At 36.3% G+C, this 14,960-nt stretch carries 19 protein-coding genes; 1 reads left to right on the top strand and 18 read right to left on the bottom strand.

Going from position 1 to position 14,960, the window contains the following annotated elements:
* Window positions 1–14: 14 nt before the first annotated feature.
* Window positions 15–476, top strand: a complete 462-nt coding sequence (locus F5ESL0246_RS03170; RefSeq protein WP_122018065.1) for a universal stress protein — start codon at window positions 15–17, stop codon at window positions 474–476.
* 413 nt (window positions 477–889) lie between these two features.
* Here F5ESL0246_RS03170 and F5ESL0246_RS03165 read toward each other — a convergent pair whose 3' ends face one another.
* The 18 genes from F5ESL0246_RS03165 to F5ESL0246_RS03080 all read right to left on the bottom strand — a co-directional run bounded on the left by F5ESL0246_RS03165 (window position 890) and on the right by F5ESL0246_RS03080 (window position 14,870).
* Window positions 890–2,083: an FtsW/RodA/SpoVE family cell cycle protein gene (locus F5ESL0246_RS03165; RefSeq protein WP_122018064.1), complete on the bottom strand. Its 1,194-nt coding sequence runs from the start codon at window positions 2,081–2,083 to the stop codon at window positions 890–892.
* A 16-nt stretch (window positions 2,084–2,099) separates the two neighbouring features.
* Window positions 2,100–2,327, bottom strand: a complete 228-nt coding sequence (locus tag F5ESL0246_RS03160) for a DUF2969 family protein (RefSeq protein WP_122018063.1) — start codon at window positions 2,325–2,327, stop codon at window positions 2,100–2,102.
* Between the two features lie 8 nt (window positions 2,328–2,335).
* Window positions 2,336–2,629 (bottom strand): membrane protein insertion efficiency factor YidD, encoded by a 294-nt coding sequence (gene yidD, locus F5ESL0246_RS03155; RefSeq protein WP_122018062.1) that lies wholly within the window; start codon window positions 2,627–2,629, stop codon window positions 2,336–2,338.
* A 14-nt stretch (window positions 2,630–2,643) separates the two neighbouring features.
* Window positions 2,644–3,633 (bottom strand): rod shape-determining protein, encoded by a 990-nt coding sequence (locus F5ESL0246_RS03150; RefSeq protein ID WP_122018061.1) that lies wholly within the window; start codon window positions 3,631–3,633, stop codon window positions 2,644–2,646.
* Between the two features lie 82 nt (window positions 3,634–3,715).
* A complete protein-coding gene (locus F5ESL0246_RS03145; protein WP_122018060.1) occupies window positions 3,716–3,946 on the bottom strand; it encodes a DUF1146 family protein in 231 nt (76 codons plus the stop codon).
* Window positions 3,947–4,016: 70 nt separating this feature from the next.
* Window positions 4,017–4,454 carry a F0F1 ATP synthase subunit epsilon gene (locus F5ESL0246_RS03140; protein ID WP_122018059.1) on the bottom strand — a complete coding sequence of 146 codons (438 nt, stop codon included), beginning with the start codon at window positions 4,452–4,454 and terminating at the stop codon, window positions 4,017–4,019.
* Window positions 4,455–4,465: 11 nt separating this feature from the next.
* Window positions 4,466–5,905 (bottom strand): F0F1 ATP synthase subunit beta, encoded by a 1,440-nt coding sequence (gene atpD, locus F5ESL0246_RS03135; protein WP_122018058.1) that lies wholly within the window; start codon window positions 5,903–5,905, stop codon window positions 4,466–4,468.
* 22 nt (window positions 5,906–5,927) lie between these two features.
* Complete coding sequence (locus F5ESL0246_RS03130) at window positions 5,928–6,890, bottom strand: F0F1 ATP synthase subunit gamma (protein WP_122018057.1); 963 nt, start codon at window positions 6,888–6,890, stop codon at window positions 5,928–5,930.
* Between the two features lie 10 nt (window positions 6,891–6,900).
* Window positions 6,901–8,412, bottom strand: coding sequence for a F0F1 ATP synthase subunit alpha (atpA, locus tag F5ESL0246_RS03125; RefSeq protein ID WP_122018056.1), 1,512 nt, complete (start codon window positions 8,410–8,412; stop codon window positions 6,901–6,903).
* A 14-nt stretch (window positions 8,413–8,426) separates the two neighbouring features.
* Complete coding sequence (atpH, locus tag F5ESL0246_RS03120) at window positions 8,427–8,975, bottom strand: ATP synthase F1 subunit delta (protein WP_122018055.1); 549 nt, start codon at window positions 8,973–8,975, stop codon at window positions 8,427–8,429.
* Entirely contained in the window at window positions 8,975–9,487 is a 513-nt protein-coding gene (atpF, locus tag F5ESL0246_RS03115; protein WP_122018054.1) for a F0F1 ATP synthase subunit B, read from the bottom strand. Before atpF ends, atpH begins: the two co-directional genes overlap by 1 nt.
* Before the next feature lie 41 nt (window positions 9,488–9,528).
* Window positions 9,529–9,759, bottom strand: a complete 231-nt coding sequence (gene atpE, locus F5ESL0246_RS03110; protein WP_122018053.1) for a F0F1 ATP synthase subunit C — start codon at window positions 9,757–9,759, stop codon at window positions 9,529–9,531.
* A gap of 19 nt (window positions 9,760–9,778) precedes the next feature.
* Window positions 9,779–10,492 (bottom strand): F0F1 ATP synthase subunit A, encoded by a 714-nt coding sequence (atpB, locus tag F5ESL0246_RS03105; protein WP_122018052.1) that lies wholly within the window; start codon window positions 10,490–10,492, stop codon window positions 9,779–9,781.
* 115 nt (window positions 10,493–10,607) lie between these two features.
* Complete coding sequence (gene upp, locus F5ESL0246_RS03100) at window positions 10,608–11,237, bottom strand: uracil phosphoribosyltransferase (RefSeq protein WP_122018051.1); 630 nt, start codon at window positions 11,235–11,237, stop codon at window positions 10,608–10,610.
* Between the two features lie 85 nt (window positions 11,238–11,322).
* Window positions 11,323–12,327 (bottom strand): L-threonylcarbamoyladenylate synthase, encoded by a 1,005-nt coding sequence (locus tag F5ESL0246_RS03095; RefSeq protein ID WP_122018050.1) that lies wholly within the window; start codon window positions 12,325–12,327, stop codon window positions 11,323–11,325.
* Complete coding sequence (gene prmC / locus F5ESL0246_RS03090) at window positions 12,327–13,175, bottom strand: peptide chain release factor N(5)-glutamine methyltransferase (protein WP_122018049.1); 849 nt, start codon at window positions 13,173–13,175, stop codon at window positions 12,327–12,329. The genes F5ESL0246_RS03095 and prmC overlap by 1 nt, the downstream gene beginning before the upstream one ends.
* The gene (gene prfA / locus F5ESL0246_RS03085) at window positions 13,168–14,256 is read right to left on the bottom strand and encodes a peptide chain release factor 1 (RefSeq protein ID WP_122018048.1); all 1,089 of its coding nucleotides are present in this window, start codon (window positions 14,254–14,256) and stop codon (window positions 13,168–13,170) included. Before prfA ends, prmC begins: the two co-directional genes overlap by 8 nt.
* 14 nt (window positions 14,257–14,270) lie before the next feature.
* A complete protein-coding gene (locus F5ESL0246_RS03080; protein ID WP_122018047.1) occupies window positions 14,271–14,870 on the bottom strand; it encodes a thymidine kinase in 600 nt (199 codons plus the stop codon).
* Window positions 14,871–14,960: the final 90 nt, after the last annotated feature.

Below are 14,960 nucleotides of genomic sequence, written 5' to 3'. Positions count from 1 at the left end.
AAGAGGTATTAAAAATGATGAAACAATATCACCGAATTCAAGTTGCCGTTGATGGTTCAAAAGAAGCCGACTTTGCGTTTTACAAGGCGGTCAAGGTAGCTAAACGCAGTGACGCAAGCTTAGAAATTTTACACGTCATAGATACGCGCTCATTCCAGAATGTTTCTAGTTTTGACTCCAAAATGGTAGAACAAGTATCAGATAGTGCCCTGAAAAAATTAAAAGAATATTATCAGAAAGCGCAAGATGAGGGCGTCAAAGAAGTACACTACGCCATTGAATTTGGCTCTCCCAAGGCAATCATTTCTCACAAATTTCCGCTAAAACATCAGATTGATCTAATTGTATTAGGAGCAACGGGTCTCAACACCGTGGAACGCATTTTGATTGGTAGTGTAACTGATTACGTTACTCGCACAGCTAAATGCGATGTGCTGGTTTGTCGCTCACAAGAATATGCTCGGGTAGCAAAATAAAATAACGGAAGATAACCCTCTGCTACGACGGAAATTCTAAAATAGCATGAAAAAAGCTCAACTTCTCAGAATGAGGAATTGAGCTTTTTGTATGCTATTATTCTTCGCCAGCAGTTTTTAAAGGTACTTTATTTAATAGACTGGCTGTGACTAATTGCGCGTATACCTTTAATCAGCGAGAACAAGCAACTATTGATCATTAACAAGGTATCTGCAATGATTTCTTCTTCCTTTTATGTAGTAAGATCAGTCCCAACAATCACATTGCCATAATTGGCCAGTACCTTAACCGGTAGGGCTTATTCTTTAGTATTTATGCATTTTCGCCCTGCACCGATATGCACCTTGTATTTGATATTTGTAATTTGCTTAGTCTTGTCTTAAAGTGTAAATGTTTATTTAAATTATAATTTCTAAAAGTCACCAGCTTGACTAAACATGTAGTCCTTATTATGAAATTTCATTGATAAAATCATGCCGATACCGACCATATTCCCAATTAATGCAGAACCACCTTGCGAAATAAAAGGTAAAGGAATTCCTGTTAATGGTAATAAATCAATACTCATACCAATGTTTTCAAAAACATGGAAAAGAATCATCATAATGACTCCGGTTGAAACATAAGAATAAAAAGCATTCTTAGTATCAAACGTAATCTTAACCATTTGAATAATTAAGTAAAGATACAATAAGATAATTGCTACACTACCTATAAAACCAAAAGATTCACCGATAACAGAATATACCATATCTGAACCGCGAACAGGAACATATACATTTAATTTTCCAAAACCGTTACCAAATATCTGACCAGAACCGATAGCTTGCATACTTAGCCACAACTGATATGCAGCTTTGGAAGTGTCAGATGAAGGATCGCGCCAAGACATAATTCTCTTAAACTGATATGGTTCAAAAAAGTGGCTCAAAACTACCTGACCTTGAGGCGTTGTTACCATAAAAATAACTGTAATTCCTAATATTCCAAATGCTATAAACATTGGAATAATAATTTTCCAAGAAATCCCTGAAACTAAGATTACTCCACCTGCAATAGCAATAAAGACGAGCATTGTCCCAAAATCTTTTTGTAATTTCAATAATATTGCAATTGGTACCAAACAGGCAATGATTTTGCCAATTAAAATCCAATCATTTTTAATAGTATGCATTAACTTTTGATTATGCTGATGAACAACTCGTGCCAACATCAAGATAAATGCTGGCTTCATTACTTCGGAAGGCTGAAAAGAAATTGGACCAAGCTTGAACCAATTCTTTGATCCTGTATCTACTGCTAAACTTCGATTGTAGAAAAAAAGAACAGCAATTAAAAGCAAAATCCCAAAGCCATATACATATGGAGCAATGCGAAAAAGCTGTTCTGCATCAAATTGAATTACAACCAACACAATTGCAACTGAAACAATATACCATAAGGCTTGCATCAAGACTGCCTTTATTGGATTTCCCATATGGCTTGGATCATCAATGGCTGCAAAGTAAATTGAATAGAGTCCAACTGCAGCCAATAACAACACCGGTATAGCAACATTCCATGCAATACGATCAAACAAATCAGTTTTGTTTTCAACTTTTACCATTAATTATCACTGTCCACTATTTTTCATGTAATGCAAAATAAGAAAGCAAATCATTAATACTACTTTCCAAACTTTTAGAATACAAAATGTTGTTAGTTTTATTAGTAATGGCACGATAACGTCCTGCCATTTTTTCAATCCTTCCAATTTCCTTTTTATGAGGTATAATTACCTCCCAAGTTGGAGTTTTATTTCCCTTTATTTCATTGATCTCAATATTTATATTTTCTGGTTTTTTAGACATAATATCTCCTACTTTACAGATGGATGAAATTTTTGGGCTATAATTTCATCTTCATATTTTTCTGGGTGAGGATTACGAAAAATAGTAAACTTATCTGATACAGGGTCCACACCACCCCGAATAAAGGGATTACAACGCAAAATTCGACAAATACCCATAATTAATCCCAAAACTGGACCAAACTTTTTTAAAGCATCAATCATATAGGTTGAACAAGTTGGGTAATACCGGCAACTTTTAGGTAAAGCAGGTGAAATAAATTTCTGGTACAATCTTACTAAAGAAATTAAGAGCCTACGCAAGTCAACCTCCTAAACTAATGCCTTTGATGCTTTTCAATATTTTTTAATAATATCCCTGTTCCCAAAGCTACAGCTTCTAACGGATGATCCGCGGTTAAAACTGGAACTTTTAAGTAATAAGATATTAATTTATCAATATTCTTAAGCAGAGCACCTCCACCAGTTAGCATGATCCCGCGGTCAATAATATCAGCTGAGAGCTCAGGTGGAGTTTTTTCTAAAACTTCTTTGGTTGCAGAAATAATTGTCATTAATCCATCATGCAATGCTTCTTGAATTTCTACAGCTGAGACCGTGGCTTGTTTGGGTAAGCCATCAACCACATCACGACCCCGAACAGTAATTGTTCCTTCGGGATCAGGTTCAAATGCACTACCAATCTCTATTTTTATCTGCTCAGCGGTTCTCGAACCAATCAATAAATTATGCTTATTTTTGATATAAGCAACTACAGCTTGATTCATATGATCTCCGGCATACCTAAGTGATTGGCTAGTAACGATTTCTCCCATGGACAAAACAGCAATATCAGTCGTTCCACCACCAATGTCAATAACAATATTACCTTGCGGTTTAAAAATATCAAGACCTGCGCCAACTGCAGCAACCTTAGGTTCAAAGTCAAGATAAACCTTGCCACCACCAGATTTTTCTGCTGCTTGAATAATTGCCTTTTGTTCTATTGAAGTAACACCAGTTGGTGCACAAATTAAGATACTTGGCTTTGACATAAAGCCTTTAACATTTAACTTTTCAATAAAATATGACAGCATTGCTTCAGTAATGTCAAAATCAGCAATCACACCATTTTTTAATGGACGAATTACCCGAATATTTCCAGGTGTTCGGCCTACCATTTTATATGCCTCAGTGCCAACAGCCACTACTTTATTTGTACTTGTATTAACAGCTACCACTGATGGCTCATTTAACACAATTCCTTTTCCAGAGACGTTGATAAGCACATTGGCTGTCCCTAAATCAATTCCTATATCTCGTGCCACAATAATCCTCCATAAATATTCAATGTACATTTTACCATAAAGATAGCGATTTTTCCTTTTCTCTTGTTCACTTTATGAAGTTTTAAAATAAATTACTTAATTGCAATGACGTATCTATTAGTGTTATAAAAAAAGTACCCACTAAATAACCAAGACCAATTGACAAAAAAACTAGTAAAAGTTGCGCTTCAAAAGTTCGATTTATCCGAATAATCTTTTCAATCTGAATACTTTTCATAATTTGAAATGATAAGCCAATTGTTAATAAATAAATAAAGATACTGATCAAAGCATGTACCCCAAGTTGAAACATTTTTCCTCTCTTTTTCTAATTTAAACTAAGCAAAAACGGATACACTTTTGTGCATCCGTTATAAAGAATACTATTTATTTGAATTATAAACACTAATTCTATTAATTGCTCTTCTTAATGCAACTTGTGCACGCTCTAAAGATCGCTGATCATGTACAGACTTAGCTTTTTCCATTGCACGTTGTGCACGTTCTCTAGCTGCCTCTGCACGCGAAACATCGATTTTAGTTGAACGCTCAGCACTGTCAGCAATAAACGTAGCAACATTGTCAGAAAATTCAAAATAGCCACCGCTAATTGCAATATGATTAATTACACTATTCATTTCCCGGCTTCGCTTTACTTTGATCTCACCAATTACCAATGGCGTCAAAATCGGTAAGTGATTGTACATAATCGAACGCTGCCCGTCAACTGCTCGCATTTCAACAAAACTGGCATGGTGAGAAAAAATCAATCCATCCGGAGTTACAACATTTACCATAAAAAGTTTTTCTGGATCAGCCATATGACATCACCCTACTTTTCTAATAAAACTTTTGCTTCTGGATCACTAGCAGTTACACCCATTTGTTGCGCTTTTTTCAAAACATCTTCAATTGGTCCAACACCACGGAAAGCATCTTCTGGAAGATCATCTAAATGACCATCTAAGATCATCTTAAATCCCTTAATAGTTTCTTTAATTGGCACATATGAACCAGCAACACCCGTAAATTGTTCAGCAACAAAGAAATTTTGCGACAAGAAAAATTGGATTTTTCTTGCACGACTTACAATGACTTTCTCTTCATCAGATAATTCGTCCATACCTAAAACAGAGATAATATCTTGCAATTCATGATAGCGCTGGAGAATATGCTGAACCCGAGTTGCAACTTTGTAATGCTCATCACCAACAATTTCAGGATCTAAAGCGCTCGAGGTCGACTCTAATGGATCAACAGCTGGATAAATTCCTTGTTCAACTAAGCTTCGTTCCAAATTAGTAGTAGCATCAAGGTGTGCAAAAGTTGTTGCAGGCGCAGGGTCAGTATAATCATCGGCTGGAACATAGACAGCTTGAATAGAGGTAATTGATCCCTTTTTAGTTGAGGTAATTCTTTCTTGCAGTTGCCCCATCTCTGTAGCCAAAGTTGGTTGATAACCAACGGCACTTGGCATCCGACCGAGCAACGCAGAAACTTCTGATCCTGCTTGAGTAAAACGAAATATGTTGTCAATAAACAACAAAACGTCTTGACCCTCAACATCTCTGAAGTACTCAGCTAATGTCAAACCAGTTAACGCAACCCTCATTCTGGCACCAGGCGGCTCATTCATTTGTCCAAAAACCATTGCAGTTTTACTTAAAACTCCAGATGCTTTCATTTCAAAATAAAGATCGTTACCTTCACGAGTTCTCTCTCCAACACCAGTGAAAACAGAAATACCACCGTGTTCTTGAGCAATGTTATGAATCAACTCTTGAATAATAGTTGTCTTACCAACACCGGCACCACCAAACAGACCAACTTTACCACCGCGTACGTATGGTTCAAGTAAATCAATAACCTTGATCCCAGTTTCGAGAATTTCCTGACTAGTCGTTAATTCATCATACTTGGGAGCTTTTTTATGAATTCCCTCACGCTTATGATCTTCACCGAATTTAGGACCATTGTCAATCGGCTGACCCAAAACATTAAATACTCTTCCTAAAGTATCATTACCAACTGGAACAGAAATTGGGCTACCAGTATCTTCTACCTTCATTCCACGCTTAAGACCATTGGTAGATTCCATTGCAATTGTTCGTAAAACCCCATCACCAAGTTCAAGCGTTACTTCAAGAACGATTGCTTCATCTTCCGATTTAACTACACGTAAGGCATTGTTAATATCAGGTAGGTTTTTATTAAGTGGAAATTTAACATCAACAACAGGGCCGATTACTTGAACAACTTCACCTTCACTCAAAACATCTACCTCCTTTTCTAAATTATTTCAAAGCATTTGCACCACTAACAATTTCAGTAATTTCAGTAGTGATTTCTGCTTGTCTAGCACGATTTAATTTAGTTGTCAGATTAGAAACCAAATCATTTACATTATCTGTTGCACTTTGCATAGCCGTCATTGAACTCGCATGCTCTGCAGTCTTAGCATCCAGGATTGCCCCATAAATAGCAGAGCGAACAAATTGGGGAATTAAAGTGGTCAAAACAGCATTCACATCCGGTTCTATATCATATTCTAAATCTTTATGTGCCTTAGCTTCTTTTACACCAATATCAATATTAATAATTGGCAACATTTGTTCAATTCGAAATGCTGAAGATAATGTATTTACATGATGTGTATAACATACATATAATTCATCATAAACACCGTTTAAATACATTTTAACCGCTGTCGAAACAATTGGTAAAACTTCTTCAAAAGTTGGCACATCAGAAATACCATTATTTTCGTAAACAACATTTAGATTGTTTTTTTTGAAAAATTCAGCTCCAACTGAACCGATAGCCAAAATTTTAACATCTTTGTGTTCTGCCTTTGAATCTTCAACTAGCCCCATCATATTTTTAATAACTGAACTATTGTAAGAACCAACTAGTCCACGATCGCCTGTAACTACAAGATAACCTGCTGATTTAACTTCTTTGCGAGCCTGAATCATGTTAGACACTATTCCTAGTCCAAAAACATTTTCATAATCAAGCTTGGCAATGCTATCCTCATCGACAGTAATATTTTCTTTATTCAAATGTTTAACAACTTCAGCACTCATTAAGCGAGAAAGTGTTTTTCTAACTCGATCATTATAAATGGTATAACCCAAATCATGCTTTTCAGTTTGATTTAATTTTGATGCCGAGACCATTCTCATAGCTTCAGTTATTTTACCAGTTTGTTTGACAGAAGCAATTTTTCTTTTCAACTCAAGTAAAGATGCAGGCATAGACTACCTCCTAATTCTTACTTGGTAAAAAACTATCTGCAAAACTAGAAATTGCAGTTTGCAACTCTTTTTCATTTGGTAGTTCACCTGTCTTGCGAATATGCTCTAACAAGTCAGCGTGAACACTATCAAAGTTATCGTACATTTCTTTTTCAAAACGACCAATATCTTCAACAGGAACAGAGTCAATATACCCATGAGTCAAGGCATACAGAATTAAAACTTGCTTTTCAACAGGAATTGGTTCATGAAGAGGTTGTTTTAATACCTCAACGATCCTACGACCACGATTCAACTTAGATTGAGTCGCTTGATCTAAATCACTACCAAATTGTGCAAAGCTTTCTAATTCATGAAAGGCTGCTAAATCTGTACGTAAAGTACCTGCAACCTTTTTCATAGCTTTGATTTGTGCACTACCACCAACACGAGAAACCGAATTACCTGCATCGATTGCTGGCCTAGTTCCTGCAAAGAACAAATCACTTTGTAAAAAGATTTGTCCATCTGTAATTGAAATTACATTAGTTGGAATATATGCAGAAATATCTCCCGCTTCAGTCTGAATAAACGGTAACGCAGTCATTGACCCGCCACCTAATTTATCACTTAATTTTGCACTACGCTCTAACAGACGTGAATGCAAATAAAAAACATCTCCAGGATAAGCTTCACGACCAGGTGGACGACGAAGTAATAACGAAAGTTCACGATAGGCAACGGCCTGCTTGGATAAATCATCAAAGACGACCAACACATCCTTGCCATTATACATGAATTCTTCACCCATCGCAGTTCCAGCATATGGTGCTATATATAGCATTGGCGCCGGTTCACTTGGACCAGCTTCAACAACAATAGTATAGTCCATCGCACCGAATCGTTTTAATGTTTCCACTTGAGTTCTAACAGTTGATTCCTTTTGTCCTATGAAGACATAGATACAAATAACATCTTGACCTTTTTGGTTCAAAATTGTATCAATTGCCAAACTGGTTTTACCAGTTTTACGATCACCAATGATCAATTCACGCTGACCTCTACCAATGGGTACTAATGCATCAATTGCCTTAATACCTGTTTGAAGGGGCTGATTAACAGACTGACGCTCCATGACACCAGGCGCTGAAGTCTCAATTGGACGGGTTTTAGTGGTTTTTATTTCCCCCAAACCATCTACAGGCTGACCAAGCGGATTAACTACACGACCGATTAATTCATTACCAACCGGTACGCGCATAATTTCACCAGTTCTTTTAACCTGGTCCCCTTCGCGAATATCATCAAAACTACCTAAAATAATGATACCTACATCATTTGATTCAAGGTTTTGAGCAATACCATACGAACCATTGTCAAACTCCAATAGTTCATTAGCCAAAACATTGTTCAAGCCGTGAGCTCGGGCGATCCCATCACCTATGTATGTCACAACCCCAACTTCATTAATGTCGAGTTTGTTATCATAGTGTTCAAGCTGTTGCTTAATCAAAGAGCTAATCTCTTCTGCTTTAATGCTCAATGGTTTCACCTCTTTTAATCTTTTCTAACTAATTGCGCACGAATCTTGTTAAGTTTTCTTTTAATAGATCCATCAACCACACAATCACCAATTTTCAAAATCACTCCACCGATAATGCTCTCATCTACTTTATTTGTCAAAGTTACATTGTTAAGACTATATTTTTGAGCAAAGCTATCACTAATTGCTTTAAGCTGCTTATCGTCTAGCTTAACTGCACTAATGGCAATTCCAGTAACTACTTTCCTATTTTGATTGAACAAGTCACTGAAGCAATCAATAATAGCGGGCAATTCCATAAAATGATTGTAATCTAATAGTAAATCAAGAAAATTTTGCACTTCTTTAACTAGCCCAGCCTTAATACAATCTAAGGACTCTTTCTTTTCTTCACTATCAAAAATTGGGTCACTAAAGACATTTAAGATCTGCGGATAATTTAAAATTGCCTGACGTAACTCTTGCAAATCAGCATAAACATCATCTAAGGCACCCATATCATGCGCATAATCAAACAATGCAGTGCCGTAACGTGCAGCAATTTCTTCTTTACTTAAGGTCATTATTCATTCAGCCCCTTAACAAATTGATCAACTAAATCTTTTTGATCATCAGCAGATAAATTTTTGGTAATTACCTTTTCGGCAATTGCAACAGAAATATCTGCGACTTGCGCACGTGCTTCATTGAGTGCATCAACCTTGGCCTGTGCAGCATCAGCTTTAGCTTTTTCGTGAATCGATGCAGCCTCATTATTAGCATTAGCCACTATCTGACTACTTGTTTTTTGGGCATTAGTCTTAGCTTCAGAAATAATCTGAGTTGCTTCCTGCTTTGAATTTTTCAATGCAGCTTCACGCTCATTGGCAAGAATTTCAGCTTTCTTACGATTATCTTCAGCTGAATCCAAATCATTAATTACTTTCTGACGCCTTTTTTCCATCATATCGGAAACTGGTCCCCAAGCATAATGCTTAACCAAAATAAGCAAAATTATAAAAACAATTAAATACCAAAGAGTGTTTCCAACATAAAGATGACCTGCAGAGGCTGCAAATAAAGTTTGAAATGTCATTTACTGCCCTTCTATCTTTTAACCTAAATTCTTTTAAATAACTAAGATTTTACGAAAAGAATTAAGAAAGCAATGACAATTGCCAAAATAGGAACGGCTTCAATCAAACCAACACCAATAAACATTGTTGATCTCAAGTTTCCGGCACTTTCAGGTTGACGGGCCATACTTTCGATTGTCTTAGTAATAACCTTACCATTACCCCAAGATGCAGCTAAAGCAGCTAAACCAGCTACAAGAGCTGCAGAAATATATTTAAAAGCTTGTGACATATTTAAACCTCCAAAAAAATTATTCTTTTGTAACTTTTTTACCAATGTATACCATTGAAAGTGTTACAAAAACATATGCCTGGATAGAGCCAATGAAGACAGAGAAACCTTGCCAAATCATTGCGAGTGGAGCTGCTAAAATCATTGTTGGAATACCTAGACTAGGAGCTAAATTATTACCAATCAATGTTAATAATACTTCGCCTGCGTAAATATTACCATACAAACGTAAAGACAGCGTCAAAAAGTTAGTAATTTCCTCAATCATATTAATTGGGAATAAAAAGCTAACTGGTTCAGCGTAATTTCGCCAGTACCCACCGATACCAAATTTTTGAATTCCAAATGTAAATGATAAAAGCAAGGTCATCATTGCAAATGACATTGTTGTGACCGGGTCAGCTGTCGGTGATTTAACAAGCATAGTATCACCGACTTTGACCTCTAAGAACATGCCTAATTGGTTCATAGACCAGATGAAGAGAAACAGAACAAAAGCATAAAGTGACAGATGTTTTTGTGCATCTTTATCGCCGACATTATCCTTAACAATATTGTCAGTAAAATCAAGTATATACTCAATAATGTTTTGCTTTTTGTTTGGCTTCATTTCAATCTTGCGTGAGAGCCAAATACAGACTAGTAAAATAACGGCAGCCATTAAGGTCGAGCCAATAATTCCAGCGAGATCAAAACTCAAGCCCAAGAAATTAAATACAAATGGTTTCTCCATTACTTCGTGACCTCCCTTCTCGTGCCCAGTTTATAGAACACTCCTACAATATTAACACCATTCAAACTTTTTGTGAAAAAATGTAAGCAATTTCTATAAATATTTTTCTAAACCCTTATTTGGTACCAAATAAGCGGTCACCCGCATCACCTAGTCCAGGAAAAATATAGCCGCTCTCAAGTAATTCATCATCTTGTGCAGCAGCATAAATATCAACATCTGGATTTTCGGCTTGAATTGCCTTCACTCCTTCAGGAGCTGCTACTAAAACAGCTAATTTAATATCTTTAACTCCCCGCTTTTTTAAGGCACTGATTGCCATGTTAGCCGATCCACCAGTGGCAAGCATTGGGTCAACAACTAAGCATTCTCTTTCAGCAATGTCTTTAGGCATCTTACAGAAATATTCATGCGGCTTTAATGTTTCTTCATCGCGATACATCCCGATTACACCAACTTTTGCAGAAGGAATCATGTCCAATACACCGTTGAGCATCCCAATTCCCGCACGCAAAATTGGAACAATTGTCATTTTTTTACCAGCAATTTCTTTTTGCGTTGTTTTACCCATCGGAGTCTCAATTTCAACATCTTTTAGTGGTAAATCCCTAGTAATTTCATAAGTCATGAGACCACCAATTTCTCCGACAATTCTTCGAAATTCATTTGAACTGGTCTCCTTACGCCTAATAATAGTTAACTTGTGCTGAATTAATGGATGATTTAAAACCGTAAATTTACCCATCATTGTCCTCCTAAAACATATATCATATTTATCACTTATTTTAATCAAAAAAGCAAAGGGTTTAAAGCCCTTTGCTAATAATTTTTTATTTTACCTGAAAATGATGTCCGCCAGCAGCCTTGTTTAGTCGATTCATATATGCCAGCGTGGCTTCACTACCATGAAATCCCTGTACAAAAATCTGGTTAATCTCTTGATGATCATCAAAATAACGCAAACCTGCAAACAAATTATGATCTGCATCACTTAAATTATTACCTAAATCAAATTTATTTTCAGCAGTTAATCTTATCTTCTTTAAGACTGCTCCTAATGCCATTACTCCTATATTTTTATCATAAGTAATTTTAGAGAAATCTTGTTCATCGTCAACAACAACGACAGAAGCACTTGGAGCATAATGACGATACTTCATACCTGGAGCCTTAGGAATTTCCTGTTCAGAAGTCTTTCCACTGTTAATCAGAACTTTTTCCCCTAAAACACGACTTAATTCATCAGGAGTGATCTCGCCTGGTCTTAAAACAACAGGAGCATCAACAGATAAGTCAATAATTGTAGATTCTAGCCCCACTTTAGTAGGACCACCATCAATAATACCAGCAATTTTACCATTTAAATCATGATAAACATGCTGAGCCGTAGTGGGACTCGGTTTAGTTGAAGTATTAGCAGAAGGACCCACAATTGGTCTACCTAATTTAGCAATTAATTCATGTGTCAGTCTATCATCTGGGCAGCGAAAGGCCACGGTATCAAGCCCCCCAGTTACAGCACGAGGTAAACTTTTGGGCTTAACATATAACAAAATTGTTAAAGGTCCTGGCCAAAAGTAATTAATTAACTTAGTTGCTCTTTCAGGAATACTCTTAGCATATTTTGCCATCATTTTTTTATCCGAAACCGTGACAATCAACGGATTGTCACTCGGTCGACCCTTGGCTTGATATACTTTTTTCACAGATTCTTCATTAGTAGCCAACGCCCCTAATCCATAAACCGTTTCAGTTGGAAAAGCAACTAAATTCCCATTATCAAGCAGTTTTACGGCATCATCTATCTGACTTGGCAAAAAAATTTTTGTTTGCATTACTTATTCCACTTTCCCCATACTATTCGTGGCTTACCTGACATGTCATTCCTAAATTCAGTTGTAAAGTCAGGTAATTCACGCTTAAACAAATTTTGGAGTTCCTGCTTCTCACTAAAACCATACTCTAAGAAAAATTCACCGCCATTATTGAGATGATCTCTAATCTGGTTAACAAATTTTTGGTAGAAGTCAAGACCACTATTACCACCGAATAATGCTTCTTTTGGTTCATTATGCAAAACATTCTGATCCATTATCTTTTTTTCTGATTCTTTAATATAAGGTGGATTTGAGATGATCTTATCGAACTTTTCTAAACCAATCAGTACATTTGCCTTTCTTACAGTAACATCGATATTATACTTTAAAAAGTTTACTTCACTAATTCTAAGTGCTGCATCAGTCACATCAGAAGCATACAAATCAAGATTAATAATATCTTTTTTAATTGCTTCTTTTGCCAGCATAACAGTAATACAACCCGATCCTGTTCCTAAATCAAGAACTTTATCACCTGAATTAAGCTTGGAAAGTGCCCAGTTAACTAATTCTTCTGTTTCAAAACGTGGTATTAACACACCACGTTGAACCAAAATTTTATATCCCCCAAACCAAGAATATCCTAAGATATACTGCGCAGGAATTCCCTGCGCTAATTTACGTATATCTTGTTGAGCTTTTTTTAATTGCACTGGCTCCAATTTCATATCTTGTTTTAATTGAAATTGACTTGGACTTAACAGTAAACGCTCGGCAAGTAGAAATTCAATATCTTCCGGTCGCTGATCTGATGCAAAGTTAATTGCCCATAATCGTAAATCATTTAATGTTTGAATTTTAGGCATTTTGGTCTGTCAATTCCTCCAATTGCTTGGTTTGATTATATACAATCAAAGCACTAATAATATCATCTAATTCACCATTCATTACACGATCCAATTTATTAAGAGTTAAGCCAATTCTATGATCAGTTACTCGATTTTGTGGGTAGTTATAGGTTCTAATTCTCTCTGAACGATCGCCGGTTCCAACTGCATTTTTACGTTTAGCATCATATTGATCACGGTTTTGACTTTCATAATAATCATAAACTCGGGAGGTTAAAATCTGCATTGCCTTTTCCCTGTTTTGCTGTTGGCTTCGTTGATCCTGCATCGCTACAACTATTCCTGTTGGCAAGTGTGTCATTCGTACCGCACTTGACGTTTTGTTAATATGCTGACCACCAGCACCACTAGAACGATAGACGTCAACTCTTATATCTTTAGGATCTAGTTCGAGGTCAACTTGTTCATATTCTGGCATTACAGCAACAGTAGCAGTTGACGTATGAACACGTCCCTGAGATTCGGTAACAGGGATACGCTGCACTCGATGAGCGCCATTTTCATATTTAAGTTTCGAATAAACCTTATCACCTGTGATCATAATAGCTATCCGTTTATAGCCGCCAACTTCAGTTGGCTCACTATCAACTACTGACACTTGCCAATTTTGTCTTTCAGCATATTTTTCATACATTCTAAGTAAATCACCAGCAAATAACGAAGCTTCATCGCCTCCAGCCGCGCCTCGAATTTCCATGATAATATCTTTATCATCATTAGGATCTTTCGGTAGCATTAAAATCTTGATCTGCTCTTCTAAATCAACAATTTCCTGCTCTAGATCGTTATTTTCTGCCTTGGCCATTTCAACCAAATCGTTATCACTTTCATCAGTAATTATTTCTTTATTATCTGATATTTCCTGCTTGTCATTTTTATATTTTTTGTATTTTTGTACGACTTCGCGCAAGTCAGCTTCTTCCTTAGAAATTTCCATATAGCGCTTTGTATCACCAATAACTTCTGGATCTGCCATCATTTCTTGTAATTCATCGTAATGAGCTACTAGGCCTTCAAGCTGTGCCATAATTTTGTCCATATTTTAATCCCTCTCTATCTTGATTGTTCAGGGTGAAAATAATGAAAGCGACATACAGGATAATAGCTCTCATCCCCGCCAATTTGAACTTGTTCACCTTTATAAACCGGCTTACCATTATGAATTCGTAAGTTCATTGTAGCTTTTCGACCACAGTAGTGACAAATTGTTTTGATTTCTGTAATTTTATCAGCGAAAATTAGTAAATTTTGTGTACCTTCAAACAAGTTATTTTGAAAGTCATTTTTCAAGCCAAATGCCATCACCGGAATCTTAAGTTCATCAACAATTCTAGCGCATTCAATGACATGATGCCGAGTTAAGAATTGTGCTTCGTCTACAAATACACAAGCAATGGTACCATCTCCTTGCTTCTGGTTCTGATCATTGAGCATTTTAATATATTCAAAGATATTCATATCATGATCAATTGGAATAGCTTCACGTTTCATACCTATTCGTGAAGCTATTACGCCTACGCCACTACGATCATCAATGACGCTTGTCATAAGCACGATTTTCCTGCCCTGGTTTTCATAATTATGGGCATCCTTTAAAATTTCAATGGTTTTACCGCTACTCATTGCACCATAGTGAAAAAATAATTGTGCCATTTTTGCTCCTTTGTCTAATTTAATACATCTAACTTAATTAGTATAATTGAAAATTTAAATCTGTGCAGATAAATCGTCATTAAAAACTCG

This window comes from Lactobacillus sp. ESL0246, from assembly GCF_003692965.1.
Lineage (GTDB): Bacteria > Bacillota > Bacilli > Lactobacillales > Lactobacillaceae > Lactobacillus.
This window is presented reverse-complemented; position numbering and strand designations above follow the sequence as displayed.

Coding starts and splice junctions, on each gene's coding strand:
- F5ESL0246_RS03170 (WP_122018065.1), top strand. CDS start 15: ATGATGAAACAATATCACCGAATTCAAGTTGCCGTTGATGGTTCAAAA.
- F5ESL0246_RS03165 (WP_122018064.1), bottom strand. CDS start 2,083: ATGGTAAAAGTTGAAAACAAAACTGATTTGTTTGATCGTATTGCATGG.
- F5ESL0246_RS03160 (WP_122018063.1), bottom strand. CDS start 2,327: ATGTCTAAAAAACCAGAAAATATAAATATTGAGATCAATGAAATAAAG.
- F5ESL0246_RS03145 (WP_122018060.1), bottom strand. CDS start 3,946: ATGTTTCAACTTGGGGTACATGCTTTGATCAGTATCTTTATTTATTTA.
- F5ESL0246_RS03140 (WP_122018059.1), bottom strand. CDS start 4,454: ATGGCTGATCCAGAAAAACTTTTTATGGTAAATGTTGTAACTCCGGAT.
- F5ESL0246_RS03130 (WP_122018057.1), bottom strand. CDS start 6,890: ATGCCTGCATCTTTACTTGAGTTGAAAAGAAAAATTGCTTCTGTCAAA.
- atpH (WP_122018055.1), bottom strand. CDS start 8,975: ATGACCTTAAGTAAAGAAGAAATTGCTGCACGTTACGGCACTGCATTG.
- atpF (WP_122018054.1), bottom strand. CDS start 9,487: ATGACATTTCAAACTTTATTTGCAGCCTCTGCAGGTCATCTTTATGTT.
- atpE (WP_122018053.1), bottom strand. CDS start 9,759: ATGTCACAAGCTTTTAAATATATTTCTGCAGCTCTTGTAGCTGGTTTA.
- atpB (WP_122018052.1), bottom strand. CDS start 10,492: ATGGAGAAACCATTTGTATTTAATTTCTTGGGCTTGAGTTTTGATCTC.
- upp (WP_122018051.1), bottom strand. CDS start 11,237: ATGGGTAAATTTACGGTTTTAAATCATCCATTAATTCAGCACAAGTTA.
- F5ESL0246_RS03095 (WP_122018050.1), bottom strand. CDS start 12,327: ATGCAAACAAAAATTTTTTTGCCAAGTCAGATAGATGATGCCGTAAAA.
- prmC (WP_122018049.1), bottom strand. CDS start 13,175: ATGCCTAAAATTCAAACATTAAATGATTTACGATTATGGGCAATTAAC.
- prfA (WP_122018048.1), bottom strand. CDS start 14,256: ATGGACAAAATTATGGCACAGCTTGAAGGCCTAGTAGCTCATTACGAT.
- F5ESL0246_RS03080 (WP_122018047.1), bottom strand. CDS start 14,870: ATGGCACAATTATTTTTTCACTATGGTGCAATGAGTAGCGGTAAAACC.